Below are 17,217 nucleotides of genomic sequence, written 5' to 3'. Positions count from 1 at the left end.
GGCGGCCATGCTCGGGGCATGCCCGCATCGAGCACCGCCATGAGTCCACGTCACATCGCCCTGGCCGTCCTGGTCGCGGCCGTCTGGGGGCTCAACTTCGTCCTCATCCACGTCGGCCTGGAGAACTTCCCGCCGCTGCTGTTCTGCGCCCTGCGGTTCGCCGTCGTGGCCCTGCCGGCCGTCCTCCTGGTCGGCCCGCCGAAGGTGGCCGCACGATGGATCCTCGCGGTCGGCCTGGTCCTCGGCGTGGTCAAGTTCGGGCTGCTCTTCCTCGGCATGCACGCCGGGATGCCGGCCGGCCTCTCCTCCCTGGTGCTGCAGAGCCAGGCCGTCTTCACCGCGCTCTTCGCCGCGGCGCTGCTGCGCGAGCGCCCGTCCCGGCAGCGGCTGGTGGGCCTGACGGTCGCCCTGGCGGGCATCGGGGTGGCCGCCGCCGACCAGGGGGCCGGCGGCCCGGTCGGGGCCTTCGTCCTGGTGATCGCGGCAGCCGTCGCCTGGGGGCTGTCCAACGTGCTGACCCGCCGGGCCGCGCCGCCGGACGCCCTGCGGTGGATGGTCTGGGTCAGCGCCGTCCCGCCGCTGCCGCTGCTCGGACTCTCGCTGCTGGTCGAGGGGCCGGCCGCCGACCTGCGGGCGCTGCGCCAGATCACGCCGGCCGGGATCCTCGCCATCGCGTACGTCGGCCTGGTCTCGACCCTGTTCGGCTTCGTCGCCTGGAGCTACCTGCTGCGCCGCTACGACGCCACCGCGGTGGCGCCGTACTCGCTGCTCGTCCCGGTCTTCGGGATGTCCTCGGCCTGGCTGCTGCTCGGCGAGTCGGTCAGCGCGGCCGCGGGCTGCGCCGCGCTGCTGGTGATCGTCGGCATCGGGCTCACCGCGGTGCGTCCCGGGGCGCTCTCCGCTCCCCGGCGCTCGCTCCGTAGGCGCGGTCGGCCACCCGTAGTGCCCGCAGCAGCGCGTCCTGGTCCGACGGGCTGACCGGGCCGAAGTACTCCTGGGCCACCTCGTGGCGGACCTGCCCGATCCGCTCCACCGCAGACCAGCCGGCCGCCGTCAGCACGATCCGCACGGCGCGCCGGTCGGCCGGGTCCGGGGTCCGCTCGACCAGGCCGGCCTCCTCCAGGGCGTCCACCACGGTGGTGGCCGAGCGGGGTGCGATGTGCAGCCGGTCGGCGAGGTCGCCGAGCCGCATCGTCTCGCCGGGGCTCTCGCAGCCGGGGGCGTGCGCGAGGGTGCGCAGCGCGCGGCCCTGGCCGGGGGTGATGCCGAAGGGTTCGAGCCGGTCCATGGTCTGCCGCCGGATCCGCTTGATCGCCCTGGTCATCTCGTCGGCGAGTTCGGCCGCGGTCTCGGACGGCGTGGTGGTCATCGGCGGGGTCTCCTCGGCAGTGGTTCGCCCCAGGGTATCGGCCGGTCGGAGCCCCGCCGCAGAGGTGTTGAGCCAAGCTCACTATGTGCGCTACTCTGCATCGGAGTGAGGGTACCCTAAGTGCCCTCTCGGTCATCACCCCTGGAGTGAACGTGCCCCGATCCGTCGCCCGCGTCACCACCGACCGCCCGGCCCGCTACGCCAAGCAGCTCGCCGCCCACCTCGGCCGCCGGATCGAGGCCCGCTGGTCCGAGGAGACCGGCCGCGGCGAACTGACCTTCGGCGCCGGTACCGGCACCCTGGAGGCCGCGCCCGACGCCCTGCTGCTCACCGTCGAGGGCGAGGCCGATCAGCTGGCCGTGCTGGAGGACGTGGTCGGCCGCCACCTGGTGCGCTTCGGCACCCGCGACGAACTCGTCGTGGAATGGCGCCGCGACAACGGAGAGCCCGGCCTCGTCCACCGCAACGACGAGCCCGGCCCGGAGGGCGCGCAGGGCTGACGCCCGCGCCGGCGCCCGCACCCGAGGCCGGGCGCCGGCGGATCAGCGCCCGGCCGGCGGGCGCGGCGGACGACGCGTCGACAGCAGGGCCACCAGCGGCAGCAGCAGCCCGGCCAGGCACCAGCTGGCCACCACGTCCAGCAGCCAGTGGTAGTCGCTCCACACCAGCCCCGCCCCGACCCCGGCGGACAGCAGCCCGGCGCCCGCGTACAGCCGGCGGCGGTGCCGGACCCCGACGGTGCGGCCCAGCAACAGCGCCGCCGCCCCGTACGCGATGCTCGCGGTCGCCGTGTGCCCGGACGGGTACCAGCCCCACTGCTCCGGCGTCAGCGGCAGCCCGAGCGGGCCGGGTCGGGCGAACGACGCCTTGGCGGGGACGATCAGCAGCGGGATCGCACCCGCCGTCAGCACCGCCACCGGCAGCGGGAGCCACCAGCGCCGGGCCCCCTCCCGCCGGGCCCGCCAGGCCGCCAGCGCACCCCCGCCGAGCAGCACCGGCACCGCCGGGACCGAACCGCCGAGATCCGACAACGCGGCGCCGAGATGGTCGAGCAGGGGGCTGGACAGTCCGTCGCGCAGCCCCGCGACGGTGTGCCGCGCCCGGCGGTCCAGTCCCAGCAGCGGGCCGTCCACGGCCACCTGCCAGGAGATCAGCCCCAACGCGACGGCCTGCCCGGCCAGCAGCGCGGCGCGTCCGCGGGGGCCGCCCGCCGAGGCGCGAAGCCCCCGGGCACGGACCCGGGCACGAAGAAGCCGCCCCGGAGCGGGGGGGAGAGCCCCGGGGCGGCCGTGTTGATCGCCGCTCCGCACGCCCCGGGGGGTGTGGGCCGGGCGGTCGGTCGATCGGTCTTCGGTTGTCGCCGCCTGCGCCGGGGCGGTCCGGTCGCCCGCGCGGGCCGTCCTCGGAACCTCCGCGCGGGGCGGAGTCGTCGGCGGATCCGCCAAGGGCTGGGGCTCGCTGTCCATCTGTGATGACACTACGTCAACCGATTTGCCGGGGCGTGCGGCTCCCGCGATTCCCCACAGCATCTTCACCCGGTGGAGTACAACCCCCTGGCGCATGCCCGAAGGCCCGGTCCACGGGGGACCGGGCCTTCGGGGCGCCGCACGAGCACGGCAGGCCGGGGCGCAAGGCCCCGGGCCCGGGGTCAGACGCGCGAGAAGGCGCCCTCGATGATGTCCAGGCCCTCGTTGAGCAGGTGCTCCGGCATCACCAGCGGCGGCAGGAAGCGCAGCACGTTGCCGTAGGTGCCGGCGGTCAGCACGACCAGGCCCTCGGTGTGGCAGGCCTTCGCGATCGCGGCGGTGATCTCGGCGGCGGGCTCCTTGCCGCCCGGTTTCACCAGCTCGACCGCGATCATCGCGCCGCGGCCGCGGACCTCGCCGATGTTCACCCGGTCCGAACCGGCGAACTTCTCCTGCAGGGCGCGCAGACGGGTCAGCATGATCTCGCCGATCCGCTGCGCCTTGCCGTTGAGGTCCTGCGACCTCATGGTCTCGATCGCGCCCAGCGCACCGGCGCAGGCAACCGGGTTGCCGCCGTAGGTGCCGCCCAGGCCGCCGCCGTGGGTGGCGTCCATGATCTCGGCGCGGCCGGTCACGGCGGCCAGCGGCAGGCCGCCGGCGATGCCCTTGGCGGTGGTGATGAGGTCCGGGACGATGCCCTCGTCGTCGCAGGCGAACCACTGGCCGGTCCGGCAGAAGCCGGTCTGGATCTCGTCCGCGACGAAGACGATGCCGTTCGCCTTCGCGTACTCGACGATCGCGGGCAGGAAGCCCTTGGCCGGCTCGATGAAGCCGCCCTCGCCCTGGATCGGCTCGATGATGATCGCCGCGACGTTCTCCGCGCCGATCTGCTTGTTGATCATGTCGATCGCCTGCGCGGCGGCCTCGGCGGCGCAGTTCTCCGAGCCCGTCAGCCAGCGGTACGGGTAGGCGACCGGAACGCGGTAGATCTCCGGGGCGAACGGCCCGAAGCCCTGCTTGTAGGGCATGTTCTTGGCCGTCAGGCCCATGGTGAGGTTGGTCCGGCCGTGGTACCCGTGGTCGAAGACCACGACGGCGGTGCGCCTGGTGTACACGCGGGCGATCTTCACCGCGTTCTCCACCGCCTCGGCACCCGAGTTGAACAGCGCGGTGCGCTTCTCGTGGTCACCCGGGGTCAGCTCGTTGAGCTGCTCGGCCACCTCCACGTACCCCTCGTACGGGGTCACCATGAAACAGGTGTGCGTGAAGGCCGCGAGCTGCTCGGTGGCCTTCGCCACGACGGCCTCGGCGCTGTTGCCGACACTGGTCACGGCGATGCCGGAGCCGAAGTCGATCAGCGAGTTGCCGTCCACGTCCTCCAGCACGCCGCCGTTGGCGCGGGACACGTACACCGGCAGGGTGGTGCCGACCCCGGCCGCCACCGCGCCGAGCTTGCGTGCCTGCAGCTCCTGCGACTTCGGACCGGGGATCGCGGTGACCAGGCGGCGCTCCTGCGGGAGCGGCGTTGCGGCGCTCATGGTGTTCTCCAGACTTATCGGCTCGGTCTTCGCAGGCTACGGCCGCCGCGAGCACGCAGGCATGCGCCACTCGGTACCACTGGGCCGTCCGACTTGTCCTGTGCGGCCAGCGTGCCGCCGGCCGCTACCGGCAGGCCCCGCTCCACTACATTGAGCGCGGGCGTGTCGCCGGTACGGCGGCATGGGTATGGCTGCATGGGCCGGAACGGGCCTACGGGGCGGGCGAGGGAGCGGGGCCGTAAATGGAGCTGGACGGCACACACGGGCACGGACGGCGGACCACGGTGACGCCCCCCATGCCCCAGCAGGCGGCCCGCGGCCTGCCGCGACCGCCGGCCCCGTCCTTCGACCTGGCCGGCTGGGTCGCCGAACCCCGCCCCGAGGCCGACCCCGGCGTCTACCGCTACGGCCACCGCCCGATCGACCTCGAGCGGGCCGAACAGGCGAAGGTGCCGGCGGGGCCGCTGCTGCTGCGGGCGGGGCTGAACGCGGTGGTGGGGTGGTTCGCCTTTCTCTACGGGACCCAGCTGGTACTGCGGCTGATCGTGCTGACCGTCTGGGTGGAACACCCCTCGGCCCTCGCCGTCACGGTTGTCGGGTTGCTGGTCAACGGCGTGGTTGCCGTTGCCGTCCTCCTGGTCTTCGGCCGGATGGGCCGCTGGCCCGAGGTCTGGCGCCGCTACGTCGCACCCCTGCTCTCCCGCACGGTCACCCAGGAGGAGCCGGCCGCCGCCAAGGGCGGCGCCGAGCCCGCGGGCCCGGTCGACCCGTGGGCGGAGCTGCGCCACGCCGGGGCCGAGGCCGCCGCGCAGCGGCTGGACCGGGAGGCGGTCGGGGACGTCGACTACGTGCGGATCCGGCGGGCCTGGGAGGTGGTGCTGCGGGACCCCGAGATCCTGCCCGCCTTCGGCGAGCAGGTGGCGGCCCGGGGCGGGGCGGCCTGTGCGCACCCGTCCGAACTGCGGGACCTGCCGGGGCGTTCGGGGCGGCACGACCTGCTGACCCGTCAGGTGCGGCTGGGGGCGGCCCAGGACGTGCCGAAGAATCCGCCGGCGCACCGCGGGTCGGGCTTCGCCCTGGACCCGGCGGTGCTCGGCACCTCGCTGCTGGCCGTCGGCCCGGCGGGGACCGGGAAGACGTCGGGGCTGGCCCGTCCGGTGGCCGAGGCGCTCTGCCTGCAGGCGCTGGCGGGGACGGCGTGCGCGGTGGTGATCGGGGCGGCCGACGCCGATCTCGGCCCGGACGCCTGGTACGACGTGGTGATCGCGCCAGGCGACCCGGGTTCGGTGTACGGGCTGGACCTGTACGGCGCGGGGCAGGACCCGGACGAGGCGGCCGCCCGGCTCGCCGACGCGCTGCTGCCGGACGAGCTGGTGCTGCGGGCGGAGAGCGCCCGGACGGCGTTGCAGCAGGTGGTCGGCCCGTTCCAGGCGGCTTTCCGGCGCTACCCGGGGGTGCGGGAGCTGCGTGAGCTGCTCGCGGGCGAGCCGGCGGCGGTGGAGGCGCTGACCGCGGAGCTGCGGGCCGGCGGGCTGCTGGAGCGGTACGAGCGGGAGTTGCAGCACCGGGAGCGTCAGCGTGGCCGGGCGGACGACCCGGGCATGCTGCTCGCGGACCGGCTGGGCCTGCTGGACCGGCCGGCCTTCGAGGGCTGCTTCGCCACCGACGGCGGGGGGCGCCCGCCGTTCGCGATGCGGGTGCTGGACCACCCGCTGCGGGTCCGGGTGAAGCTGCCCGAGCTGAGCCACCCGGAGGCCGCCCGGATGCTGTACCGGCTGGTGGTGGGCCAGTTCGTGCAGGCGGCGGTGGCGCGCGAGGACCGTTCGCTGTTCGCGGGCCTGGTGGTGGACGACGCGTCGGCGGCGCTGGACGCGCACGTCGTCCGGGGGCTGCAGCGGATGCGCGGGACGAACGCCGGCGCGGTGCTGCTGCTGCGGACGCTGGTCGATCTGCCGGAGGCCCTGCGGGCCCCGCTGTTCGGCGCGGTCGGCTGCCGGATGGCGTTCCCGGGGATCGCGCCGTGGGACGGGCGGCTGTTCTCCGAGGCCTGGGGCACCCACCTGGTCCGGGAGACGGCGATCACGCACGCCCCCGACACCTCGGGCGGGATGCTGCGCCGTGCGGGCCGGCTCGGCCGCAAGGCGCTGTCGGGGACGACGGCGCAGACCGAGAGCGTCACGACCCGTGAGGTCGAGCGGCAGCGCTGGTCGCCCTCGGACCTGGCGCACGCGCTGCCGGCCGGGCACGCGGTGATCTCCCTGACGTCGGTGAGCGGCGCCCAGGTGCCCCCGCTGCTGATCGACCTCCGGGCCTGAGCCTCCGCCTAGCGGCGCCCGCATCCCGCCGAGCCTCCGCCTAGCGGCGCCCGCATCCCGCCGAGCCTCCGCCTAGCGGCGCCCGCATCCCGCCGAGCCCCCGCCTAGCGGCGCCCGTGCCCGCCGCCCGGCTTCCCGGCTCGCCTGCCCCCAGCCCTCTGGCGCCCCGCGCAGCGTCCCCGCCCCCGCTCCCTATCGCCGTCAAGGTGGATTCGGCAGTGCGGGTTGTCCGGGGCGTCCATAATGAGGAGTAGCGACTCCCTCCTCGCCCGGCCGCAACGGCGCAGCCTGGTCGTCCCACCGAAGGTGCCATGCCTCCCACACTCGCCTCCGTCGTCCGCAACACCTCGCTCCACCTGACGGTCATCGCCGGGGCGGACCACCTGGAGCGCCCGGTCCGCTGGGTGCACACCAGCGAGCTGGACGACCCCACGCCCTTCCTGGAGGGTGGTGAGCTGCTGCTCACCACCGGCATCAAGCTCGGCCGGACGGCCTCCCAACTGCAGGCGTACGTGCACCGGCTGGCGGACGCGGGGGTGGTCGGGCTCGGCCTGGGGGTGGGACTGTCGCACTCCGAGGTGCCCAAGCCGCTGGTGGAGGCGGCCGCCCAGCGCGGGCTGCCGCTGCTGCGGGTGCCGGAGCCGACGCCGTTCATCGCGATCAGCAAGGTGGTGTCGGCGGCGATCGCCGCCGAGCAGTACGAGGCGGTGACCACGAGCTTCGAGGCCCAGGAGGAGCTGACCCGGGCCGCGCTGGGCAAGGACGGCACGACGGCCGTGGTGCGCCGGCTGGCGGCCCGGCTGGGCGGCTGGGCCGCGCTGTACGACGGTTCGGGAGCGCTCTCCGTGGTCGCCCCGGACTGGGCGGCCCGCCGGGCCGGCCGGCTGGCCGCCGAGGTGGACCGGCTGCGCCGGCGGCCGGCGCCGTCCAGCGCCGCGCTGCAGGGGCGCTCCCCGGGGATCGACACGGCGGACGAGGACTACGTGGTGGTCCAGTCGCTGGGCGCGGACCGCCGGGCGCGCGGCTTCCTCGCGGTGGGTACCGAGGACCGGATCACGCCGACCGAGCGCTACGTGCTCAACGCGGCGGTGGCGCTGCTGACGCTGACCCTGGAGCGTTCGCGCGAGCTGCGCCAGGCGGAGGAGCGGATGGGCGCCGCCCTGCTGCGGATGGTGCTGGCGGGTGAGGTGGCGACCGCCCGGCAGGTCGCGCTCGGGCTGTTCGGCGGTCTGCCGGAGGGGACGATAAGAGTCCTGGTCGCGGGCACGGCCCAGGGGGCCGACGCGTCGGAGGCGCTCAGCGAGCTGGCCGAGCGCGCCGAGCAGGCCGGCGGCCGGGTGGGGGAGCGGCTGCTGGTGGCGCGGGAGGACGGCGACGCGGGCTCGCGGCTGATGGTGCTTGCCCTGGACAACGGGGCGGTGCACCGGGCCTGCCTGGGCGTGGTCGAGGAGCACGAGGGCGTGTCGCTGGGGGTCTCGGCGCCGGCCGCGCTGGACGAGGCGGGGGTGGCCTTCGCGCAGGCCGAGCGGGCGCTGGCGGTGGCGCTGCGCGGCGGGCGGCGCTCGGTCGACCACGAGGAGGTCGGCGCGGGGTCGCTGCTGCCGCTGCTGGGGGAGGAGGCCGTGACGGCCTTCGCGGAGGGGCTGCTGCGGCCGCTGCGCGAGCACGACCGTACGGCGCGCGGTGACCTGGTGCGGTCGCTGCGGGCCTGGCTGTCGCGGCACGGCCAGTGGGACGCGGCGGCGGCGGACCTCGGTGTGCACCGGCACACCCTGCGGTACCGGATGCGCCGGGTGGAGGAACTGCTGGGTCGTTCGCTGGACGACACCGACGTCCGGATGGAGCTGTGGCTGGCGCTCCGCTCGGGCGAGGAGTGACGGGCCGCCCCGGTCCGCCGGCGGCCGCTCCCCGGCGCGCGTCGCACCCGTCCAGGACGGAGCAAGAGCACCGCTCGCATCTGTCCGGGATGGAGCAAGAGCGCCGCTGAGCGCTACGGGTCGGCCAATCCGGATCGGTCGCGTGGCCGCCTACCGTGGGGTTCAGGCTCCACGTCGGTGGGGCGTGGACGACGAGGAGAGGGCCGGTACCACCGTGACCACCACCCATGAGTTCTGGCTGGCCGGCCGCCGGGCGAGCGGCGACGGCGACTTCGAGGTGCGCAACCCGTGGGACGGGCGCCTGGTAGGCAAGGTCGCGGCGCCGACCGAGGCGCAGGTCGAGGAGGCGCTGGCCGCCGCCGTGGAGGCGCTCCCGGTGTTCGCCGCCACCCCCGCGCACGTGCGCACCGCCGCCCTGGACCACGTGGCCAAGCGGCTCGCCGAGCGCTCGGAGGAGATCGCCCGGCTGATCACCGCCGAGAACGGCAAGCCGATCAAGTGGGCCCGTGGCGAGGTCGGCCGGGCCGTGTCGGTGTTCCGCTGGGCGGCCGAGGAGGCCCGCCGCACCAACGGCGAGACCATGCGGCTGGACACCGACCCGGGCGGCACCGGCCGCTTCGCGGTGGTGCGCCGCTTCCCGCGCGGCGTGGTGCTGGGCATCGCCCCGTTCAACTTCCCGCTGAACCTGGTGGCGCACAAGGTCGCCCCGGCTATCGCGGTCGGCGCCCCGATCGTCCTCAAGCCGGCTCCGGCGACCCCGCTGTCCGCCCTGGTGCTCGGCGAGATCCTGGCCGAGACCGACCTGCCGGCCGGCGCCTGGAGCGTCCTGCCGGTGCCGAACGACCGGATGCCCGCGCTGGTTCAGGACAAGCGCCTGCCGGTGATCTCGTTCACCGGTTCGGACAAGGTCGGCTACCAGATCATGGACTCGGTGCCGCGCAAGCACGTCACCCTGGAGCTCGGCGGCAACGCCGCCGCCGTGGTGCTCGCCGACTGGTCCTCGGACGCCGATCTGGAGTGGGCGGCCGCGCGCATCGCGACCTTCGCCAACTACCAGGGCGGCCAGTCCTGCATCTCGGTGCAGCGGGTGATCGCGGATGCGACCGTCTACGACGCGCTGGTCGAGAAGGTCGTGGCCAAGGTGCAGGCGCAGGTCACCGGTGACCCGGAGGACGAGGCGACCGAGGTGGGTCCGCTGGTCGACGAGAACGCGGCCAAGCGGGTGGAGTCCTGGGTGGACGACGCCGTGGCCAAGGGCGCGAAGCTGCTCACCGGCGGGACCCGCGAGGGTGCCTCGTTCGCTCCGACGGTGCTCGCCGAGCTGCCCTCGGACGCGATCCTGGCCACCGCCGAGGTGTTCGGACCGGTGCTGTCGCTGCAGAAGGTGGACGGCACCGACGAGGCGTTCGCGGCCGTCAACGACTCGCTCTTCGGCCTGCAGGCGGGCGTCTTCACGCACGACGTGCAGACCGCCTTCCGGGCGCACCGCGAGCTGGAGGTGGGCGGCGTGATCATCGGCGACGCCCCCTCGTACCGGGCCGACCAGATGCCGTACGGCGGTGTCAAGGACTCCGGCGTCGGCCGCGAGGGCGTCCGGTACGCGATGGACGACTACACGCAGGAGAAGGTGCTGGTGCTCACCGGCCTGGACCTCTGATCGGCCCGGCTGCCCGCAGGTCGAGGGGCCCCCTGGACACCGCCCGGTGTCCAGGGGGCCCCTCGCGTTCGGGCGTGCCTCGCGCTCGGGCGTGCTTCAGTGCAGGGCGGCGACGGCCTCGGCGACCGGCGTGTCCCCGGCGGTCAGTTCCAGGGTGAGGCCGGCCGTGGCCGGCGCGGTGAGCAGCGCGGCGAGGACGGCCGCGACGTCGGCGCGGTCCACGTCGCCGCGGCCGGTGGAGGGGGCGAGGCGGACGCGTCCGGTGCCGGGGCCGTCGGTGAGCCGGCCGGGCCGCAGGATCGTCCAGTCGAGCGCGTCCTGGGCCCGGACGGCGTCGTCGGCCGCGCCCTTGGCCCGGAGGTAGGTCTCGAACACCGGGTCGGCGGGGTACTCGGCGGCGGCGTCGGCGCCCATCGAGGAGACCATCAGGTAGCGGCGGACGCCGGCCAGTTCGGCGGCGTCGGCGAGCAGGACGGCGGCGTCGCGGTCGACGGTGAGCTTGCGTTCGGCGCCGCTGCCGGGGCCGGCGCCGGCGGCGAACACCACCGCGTCGGCGCCTTCGAGCAGGGCGGCGAGTTCGGTGGGGGTGGTCGCCTCCAGGTCGAGCAGCAGCGGTTCGGCGCCGATCCGCTGCAGGTCCTGGGCGTGTTCGGGGCGGCGGACGATCCCGGCGGGCCGGTCGCCGCGTTCGGCGAGCAGCCGCTCCAGGCGCAGCGCGATCTGACCGTGGCCACCTGCGATGACGGTACGCATGGTGCCGACGGTAGCCGGTGCTGGCGCGCGGGGCGCGCAGGGCTCAGCCGGCGGTGTGCGGGAAGGCCCGGTCGAGCAGGTCCTGAAGGGTGCGGCGGTCGTGGTCGTCGAGCTGTTCGAGGCCGGGCAGGCCGGCGACGATGTCGGCGCGGATCCGCCGGACGGCCTCCTCGCCCTCGGGGGTGAGCACCACGGTCTTGACCCTGCGGTCGGCCGGGGCGGCCTCGCGGCGTACCAGGCCGCGGGCTTCGAGCCGGTCGACGATGCCGGTGACGTTGGAGGCGTCGCAGCCGAGCGTCTCGGCGAGGGCGCGCATCGGCAGCGGCCGTCCGAGCAGGCTGAGCATCTTGCCCTGGATGAGGGTGAGGCCCTGGCCGGCGGCGACGACGGCGAAGCTGCGGTAGTAGCAGGCGGCGGCGTGGGCGAGGTGTTCCATGAGCCGGTCCGTGCCGGGCGCGGACGGGGCTGCGGGCGCTGGTGGGGGTGTGGTCCGGGTCATGGGTCCAGTCTAGGCCCGATTACTTGACATCTTCAATCATCGAGATCTACCTTCGATTTATTGCTTGATGACCTCAACCATCGAGCCCATCAAATCTTTCTGTTCAGGAGCACCACCATGAAGGCCATCACCTACCGCACCTACGGCAGCCCCGACGTCCTCGAGTACGGCGACGTCCCGGAGCCGAAGCTCGGCGCCGACGCCGTTCTGGTCAAGGTGCGGGCCGCCTCGGTGAACCCGGTCGACTGGAAGATCCAGGCCGGCTACCTCGACGGCGTGATGGACGCCGTCTTCCCGGTCATCCCGGGCTGGGACGTGGCCGGCGTGGTCGAGAAGGTGGGCGTCGGCGTCACCGAGTACGCCCCGGGCGACGAGGTGATCGGCTACGTCCGCGAGGACCTGGTCGGCCGCGGCACCTTCGCCGAGTACGTCGCCGCCCCGGTGCGCACCCTCGCCCGCAAGCCCGCCGCGCTCGGGTTCGAGCAGGCCGCCGGCCTCCCGCTGGCCGGCCTCACGGCCTATCAGGCGCTGACCCGCGCGCTGGAGGTCAAGCCCGGCGAGACCGTCCTGGTGCACGCCGCGGCCGGCGGCGTCGGTTCGCTCGCCGTCCAGATCGCCGTCGCCCTCGGCGCCCGGGTGATCGGCACCGCCGGGGAGCACAACCACGCGTACCTGCGCGGGCTGGGCGCCGAGCCGGTCACCTACGGCGAGGGCCTGGCCGAGCGGGTCCGCGCGCTGGCCCCCGAGGGCGTGGACGCCGTCCTGGACCTGATCGGCGGCGAGGCCCTGCAGCTCTCGCCCGGGCTGCTCGCCGAGGGCGGCCGGCTCGCCTCGGTCGCGGACGGCGCCGTGCTGGCCCTGGGCGGCCGCTACGTCTTCGTCCGCCCCGACACCGCCGACCTCACGGCGCTGGCGGACCTCGCCGACAGTGGCCGGCTGAGCGTCGAGGTCGCCGCGACCTTCCCGCTGGAGCGGGCCGCCGACGCCCAGCGCCTGAACGCCGGGGGTCACACCCGCGGCAAGGTCGTCGTCACCGTCGCCTGACGGCCCGCGGCCCCGGGCGCCGTGCATCCCCGCGGCCCGGGCGCCGTGCAGCCCGGACGCCCGGCCGGCCGGACATCCACGCGCCGGCCACCGCGTCGGCCCACCGCCGGGCCCGCCGGTCGCCGGGCCCGCCGGTCACCGGGCCCGCCACCCGGACGGCCGTACCGCCCCCACCGGATCCGCCCGGGCGCCCGGAGCGCCCCGGCCCTCGCCCGGAGATCCTCGGAGCACCCCCATGCCCATCGTCCTCGTCGCCGACTGGCTCGCCGCCCCGGGCCAGGAGCAGCGGGTCGCCGACCTGCTGGCCACCCTGGCCCGGGCCGCCCTCGCAGAGCCCGGCGTCACCGCCTTCCGCTCGCTCAGGTCGCTGCGCGACCCGGCCGCGTTCGTCGTCCTCGTCGAGTACACGGACCGGCGGGCCGCCGAGGCGCACCGCGCCGGTGACCGCTACCGCGAGCTGGTCCAGGACACCGTCGCACCCTTGCTCATCGACCGTCAGACCGAGTTCCACACCGACCTCTGACCCCGGAACCCACGGAGCACCCACCATGACCACGAACTCGCCCGCCGACGTGGTGGCCGGGCTGCGCGCCACCTTCGCCACCGGCCGCACCCGTCCCCTGGACTGGCGGCTCGGCCAGCTCGAAGCCCTGCGCACCCTGCTCACCGAGCAGCGGGAGGCGCTCCAGCAGGCCCTCCGCGAGGACCTCGGCAAGGGCCCCGCCGAGGCCTACCGCACCGAGATCGGCTTCACCCTGAACGAGCTCGACCACACCGTGCGGCACCTGGCCGAGTGGCTGCGCCCCCGGCCCGCCGCCGTCCCGGAGGCCTTCCTGCCGGCCGAGGCCCGGGCCGTCCGCGAGCCGCTCGGCGTGGTGCTGGTGATCGCGCCGTGGAACTACCCGCTGCAGCTGGCCCTCGCCCCGCTGGTGGGCGCGCTGGCGGCCGGCAACACCGTGCTGGTCAAGCCGAGCGAACTGGCGCCCGCCACCTCCGCGGCGATCGCCCGGCTGCTGCCGCGCTACCTGGACCCGCAGGCGGTCGCCGTGGTCGAGGGCGCGGTGCCGGAGACCACCGCGCTGCTGGAGCAGCGCTTCGACCACATCTTCTACACCGGGAACGGCGCGGTGGGCCGGATCGTGATGACGGCCGCCGCCCGGCACCTCACCCCCGTCACCCTGGAGCTGGGCGGCAAGAGCCCGGTGGTGGTGGACAGCGGGACGGACCTCGCGGTGACCGCCCGCCGGATCGTCCGCGGCAAGTTCCTGAACGCCGGGCAGACCTGCGTGGCACCCGACTACGTGCTCGCCGTGGGGGACACCGCTCCCGCGCTGGAGGCCGAGCTGGCCGAGGCCGTCCGCGAGGCCTACGGCGAGGACGCGGCCGCCGATCCCGAGTACGGGCGGATCGTGAACACCCGGCACTTCGACCGGCTCACCGCGCTGCTCGGCGACGGCCGCACCGTCACCGGCGGCGGGTACGACCGGGAGAGCCGCTACCTGGCGCCGACCGTGCTGGCCGACGTCCGGCCGCAGGCGCCGGTGATGCAGGCCGAGATCTTCGGCCCGGTCCTGCCGGTGCTGGCCGTCCCCGACCTGGACGCGGCGATCGCCTTCATCAACGACCGCGACAAGCCGCTGGCCCTGTACGCCTTCACCGAGTCGGCGGAGACGAAGGAGCGGCTGGCCGCGGAGACCTCCTCCGGCGCGCTGGTCTTCGGGCTGCCGGTGTCCCATCTGGCGGTGCCCGAGCTGCCGTTCGGCGGGGTCGGCGAGAGCGGCATGGGCCGCTACCACGGCGAGTACTCGGTGGACACCTTCAGCCACACCAAGGCCGTGCTGGACAAGCCGCTGCACTGATCCGGTGCGCCCGGCCCGCCCGGCCCGCCCGGCCCGCCCCGCCCGCCCGGCCGCCCCGGCCCCGGCGCAGGTGAAGATCTGCGCCCGATCCCGCCCGCCGCGCCACCCGGCGCGGCGGGCAGGACACAATGGGCGCATGAACTCGCTCGCCCACCCGACGCTGCGCTTCACCCCCACGGTGAAGGACCCCTCCGGCCCCCGGGAGCTGGTGATCCTCGGCTCCACCGGTTCGATCGGCACCCAGGCGATCGACGTGGTGCTGCGCAACCCCGGCCGCTTCAAGGTGGTGGCCCTCTCGGCGGCCGGCGGCCGGGTCGCCCTGCTCGCCGAGCAGGCGCTGCGGCTGGGCGCGCACACCGTGGCGATCGCCGATCCGGCGGCCGAGCCCGCGCTGCGCGAGGCGCTGGCCGCGAAGGCGGCCGGCCGGCCGCTGCCGGCGATCCTGACCGGCCCGGACGCGGCCACCGAGCTGGCCGGGCTGGAGTGCCACTCCGTGCTGAACGGCATCACCGGGTCGATCGGCCTGCGCCCGACACTGGCGGCGCTGCGGGCCGGGCGGGTGCTGGTGCTGGCCAACAAGGAGTCGCTGATCGTCGGCGGCCCGCTGGTGAAGGCGCTGGCGAAGCCGGGTCAGATCGTCCCGGTGGACTCCGAGCACACCGCGATCTTCCAGGCGCTGGCCGGCGGCACCCGCGCCGAGGTCCGCAAGCTGGTGGTGACCGCGAGCGGCGGCCCGTTCCGCGGCCGCAGCCGTGAGCAGCTGGCCGCCGTCACGCCCGACGACGCGCTGGCCCACCCGACCTGGGCGATGGGCCCGGTCATCACGATCAACTCGGCGACCCTGGTCAACAAGGGCCTGGAGGTCATCGAGGCGCACCTGCTGTACGACGTGCCGTTCGACCGGATCGAGGTCGTGGTCCATCCGCAGTCGGTGGTCCACTCGATGGTGGAGTTCTCGGACGGCTCCACGCTGGCCCAGGCCAGCCCGCCGGACATGCGGATGCCGATCGCGCTGGGCCTCGGCTGGCCCGACCGGGTGCCGGACGCGGCCCCGGCCTGCGACTGGACGAAGGCCGCCACCTGGGAGTTCTTCCCGCTCGACGACGAGGCCTTCCCCGCGGTGGAGCTGGCCCGTGAGGTCGGCAGGCTCGGCGGCACCTCCCCGGCCGTCTTCAACGCGGCGAACGAGGAGTGCGTGGAGGCCTTCCTCAAGGGCCGCCTCGCCTTCACCGGGATCGTGGACACTGTTGCCAAGGTGGTCGCCGAGCACGGGACCCCGGCGCGGGGAACTTCTCCCACCGTCGAGGACGTCCTGCACGCGGAGGACTGGGCCCGCGCCCGGGCCCGCGAGCTGGCGGCCGGCTGAGGCGCCGTAGGGACGACATGGACGGTACGGACCCGATGGGTGGACTGAGCGGCATGACGGAGGACCAGCGGTGACGGCAGTGATGTGGGGAATCGGCCTGGTGGTCTTCGCGGTCGGGCTGCTGTTCTCGATCGCCTGGCACGAGCTCGGGCACCTGTCCTGGGCCAAGGTCTTCGGCATCCGGGTGCCCCAGTACATGGTCGGCTTCGGCCCGACGGTCTGGTCCCGCAGGAAGGGCGAGACCGAGTACGGCATCAAGGCGGTCCCGCTCGGCGGGTACATCCGCATGATCGGGATGTTCCCGCCCGGCAAGGACGGCCGGATCACCCGGCGCAGCAGCTCGCCCTGGCGCTCCATGATCGAGGACGCCCGCGAGGCCTCCTACGAGGAGCTGCAGGACGGCGACGAGCAGCGGCTGTTCTACACCCGCAAGCCGTGGAAGCGCGTCATCGTGATGTTCGCCGGCCCGTTCATGAACCTGATCCTGGCGATCGGGCTGTTCCTGACCGTGATGATGGGCTTCGGCGTCCAGATGTCCGTCCCGACGGTCAAGTCGGTGTCCCAGTGCGTGGTGCCGGCCAGCCAGCCCACGGACACCTGCCCGGACGGCGCGGCCGCCTCCCCGGCGGCCGCCGCCGGGCTGCGGGCCGGCGACACCGTGCTGTCCTTCGGCGGGGACCGGATCCACGACTACGACGAGCTCCAGGCGGACATCCGCAAGTCCGCCGGCCGCACGGTGCCGGTGGTGGTGGAGCGCGACGGGCAGCAGGTCACCCTCACCCCGACCATCGGCGTCAACCAGGTCCAGAAGTACGACGGCAGCGGCCTGCCGCTCAAGGGGCAGACGGTGGAGGCGGGCTTCCTCGGGTTCGTCCCGGCGAGCGGGGTGGTCCAGCTGGGCTTCACCGACAGCATCGACCGGATGTACACCAACGCCGAGACCGGGGTGAAGTCGCTGGTGGCCCTGCCGGGCAAGATCCCGGGCCTGTGGCACTCGATCGTCGACGGCACCCCGCGGGACGCCGACTCGCCGATCGGCATGGTCGGCGCGGCCCGGATCGGCGGCGACGTGTTCGCCCTGGAGATCCCGGCCTCCCAGCGGATCGCCTTCATGGTGAACCTGCTGGCAGGCATCAACCTGTCGCTCTTCCTGTTCAACATGCTGCCGCTGCTCCCACTGGACGGCGGCCACATCGCCGGCGCGCTGTGGGAGTCGCTCCGACGCCGGATCGCGAAGCTGATGCGGCGGGCCGACCCCGGCCCGTTCGACGTGGCCAAGCTGATGCCGGCCGCGTACGTGGTGGCGAGCATCTTCATCGGCTTCACGCTGCTCGTCCTGGTAGCCGACCTCGTCAACCCTGTCAAGATCACCTGACGCGGCCCGGCGGGCGGGTGTGCTCCCCCGCCCGCAGGTGCCGTACCGTTGGACGCCGGGTGCGCGTACGTCTGCACACCCGGCCCGGCCACCGCAAGC

At 74.7% G+C, this 17,217-nt stretch carries 15 protein-coding genes; 10 read left to right on the top strand and 5 right to left on the bottom strand.

The genetic code is table 11. The features are described from left to right. The first annotated feature begins 39 nt into the window (after nt 1-39). Nucleotides 40-978 carry an EamA family transporter gene (locus J2S46_RS14780; protein ID WP_191293201.1) on the top strand — a complete coding sequence of 313 codons (939 nt, stop codon included), beginning with the start codon at nt 40-42 and terminating at the stop codon, nt 976-978. Here J2S46_RS14780 and J2S46_RS14775 read toward each other — a convergent pair. Further along, nucleotides 872-1,369: a MarR family winged helix-turn-helix transcriptional regulator gene (locus tag J2S46_RS14775; RefSeq protein ID WP_229913213.1), complete on the bottom strand. Its 498-nt coding sequence runs from the start codon at nt 1,367-1,369 to the stop codon at nt 872-874. The genes J2S46_RS14780 and J2S46_RS14775 overlap by 107 nt on opposite strands. A gap of 152 nt (nt 1,370-1,521) precedes the next feature. On the opposite strand from J2S46_RS14775, the gene J2S46_RS14770 reads away from it, so the two are divergent. Beyond that, entirely contained in the window at nt 1,522-1,869 is a 348-nt protein-coding gene (locus tag J2S46_RS14770; RefSeq protein WP_191293186.1) for a DUF2218 domain-containing protein, read from the top strand. A gap of 42 nt (nt 1,870-1,911) precedes the next feature. Here the strand turns inward: J2S46_RS14770 and J2S46_RS14765 are convergent, their stop codons facing one another. Both J2S46_RS14765 and gabT read right to left on the bottom strand, forming a co-directional pair. Beyond that, the gene (locus J2S46_RS14765; RefSeq protein ID WP_229913212.1) at nt 1,912-2,529 is read right to left on the bottom strand and encodes a phosphatase PAP2 family protein; all 618 of its coding nucleotides are present in this window, start codon (nt 2,527-2,529) and stop codon (nt 1,912-1,914) included. A 488-nt stretch (nt 2,530-3,017) separates the two neighbouring features. Then, on the bottom strand, nt 3,018-4,373 hold the full coding sequence (gene gabT, locus J2S46_RS14760) for a 4-aminobutyrate--2-oxoglutarate transaminase (RefSeq protein ID WP_191293184.1): 1,356 nt from the start codon (nt 4,371-4,373) through the stop codon (nt 3,018-3,020). A 296-nt stretch (nt 4,374-4,669) separates the two neighbouring features. Between gabT and J2S46_RS14755 the strand changes: the two genes are divergently transcribed. The 3 genes from J2S46_RS14755 (at nt 4,670) to J2S46_RS14745 (ending at nt 10,222) form a co-directional block, all read left to right on the top strand. Beyond that, nucleotides 4,670-6,688, top strand: coding sequence for a type IV secretory system conjugative DNA transfer family protein (locus tag J2S46_RS14755; protein ID WP_229913216.1), 2,019 nt, complete (start codon nt 4,670-4,672; stop codon nt 6,686-6,688). A gap of 311 nt (nt 6,689-6,999) precedes the next feature. Beyond that, on the top strand, nt 7,000-8,565 hold the full coding sequence (locus tag J2S46_RS14750; protein WP_073926572.1) for a PucR family transcriptional regulator: 1,566 nt from the start codon (nt 7,000-7,002) through the stop codon (nt 8,563-8,565). A gap of 214 nt (nt 8,566-8,779) precedes the next feature. Further along, nucleotides 8,780-10,222: an aldehyde dehydrogenase family protein gene (locus tag J2S46_RS14745; protein WP_191293199.1), complete on the top strand. Its 1,443-nt coding sequence runs from the start codon at nt 8,780-8,782 to the stop codon at nt 10,220-10,222. 96 nt (nt 10,223-10,318) lie between these two features. Here J2S46_RS14745 and J2S46_RS14740 read toward each other — a convergent pair whose 3' ends face one another. Both J2S46_RS14740 and J2S46_RS14735 read right to left on the bottom strand, forming a co-directional pair. Next, complete coding sequence (locus J2S46_RS14740) at nt 10,319-10,975, bottom strand: NAD(P)H-binding protein (RefSeq protein WP_191293182.1); 657 nt, start codon at nt 10,973-10,975, stop codon at nt 10,319-10,321. 43 nt (nt 10,976-11,018) lie between these two features. Then, a complete protein-coding gene (locus J2S46_RS14735; RefSeq protein ID WP_229913211.1) occupies nt 11,019-11,474 on the bottom strand; it encodes a MarR family winged helix-turn-helix transcriptional regulator in 456 nt (151 codons plus the stop codon). Between the two features lie 117 nt (nt 11,475-11,591). On the opposite strand from J2S46_RS14735, the gene J2S46_RS14730 reads away from it, so the two are divergent. From J2S46_RS14730 to J2S46_RS14710, 5 genes are all read left to right on the top strand, one after another. Then, nucleotides 11,592-12,518, top strand: coding sequence for an NADP-dependent oxidoreductase (locus J2S46_RS14730; protein WP_191293181.1), 927 nt, complete (start codon nt 11,592-11,594; stop codon nt 12,516-12,518). A gap of 235 nt (nt 12,519-12,753) precedes the next feature. Beyond that, nucleotides 12,754-13,041, top strand: a complete 288-nt coding sequence (locus J2S46_RS14725; protein ID WP_191293180.1) for a putative quinol monooxygenase — start codon at nt 12,754-12,756, stop codon at nt 13,039-13,041. A gap of 25 nt (nt 13,042-13,066) precedes the next feature. Then, a complete protein-coding gene (locus J2S46_RS14720) occupies nt 13,067-14,377 on the top strand; it encodes an aldehyde dehydrogenase family protein (protein ID WP_191293179.1) in 1,311 nt (436 codons plus the stop codon). Between the two features lie 136 nt (nt 14,378-14,513). After that, complete coding sequence (dxr, locus tag J2S46_RS14715) at nt 14,514-15,743, top strand: 1-deoxy-D-xylulose-5-phosphate reductoisomerase (RefSeq protein ID WP_191293178.1); 1,230 nt, start codon at nt 14,514-14,516, stop codon at nt 15,741-15,743. Nucleotides 15,744-15,813: 70 nt separating this feature from the next. Beyond that, entirely contained in the window at nt 15,814-17,118 is a 1,305-nt protein-coding gene (locus tag J2S46_RS14710; RefSeq protein ID WP_191293177.1) for a M50 family metallopeptidase, read from the top strand. Nucleotides 17,119-17,217 lie beyond the last annotated feature (99 nt).

This window comes from Kitasatospora herbaricolor, assembly GCF_030813695.1.
In the GTDB taxonomy this organism is placed as follows: Bacteria; Actinomycetota; Actinomycetes; order Streptomycetales; family Streptomycetaceae; genus Kitasatospora; species Kitasatospora herbaricolor.
The sequence above is the reverse complement of the archived record's forward strand: the minus strand, read 5'-3'. Positions and strand labels throughout refer to the sequence as shown.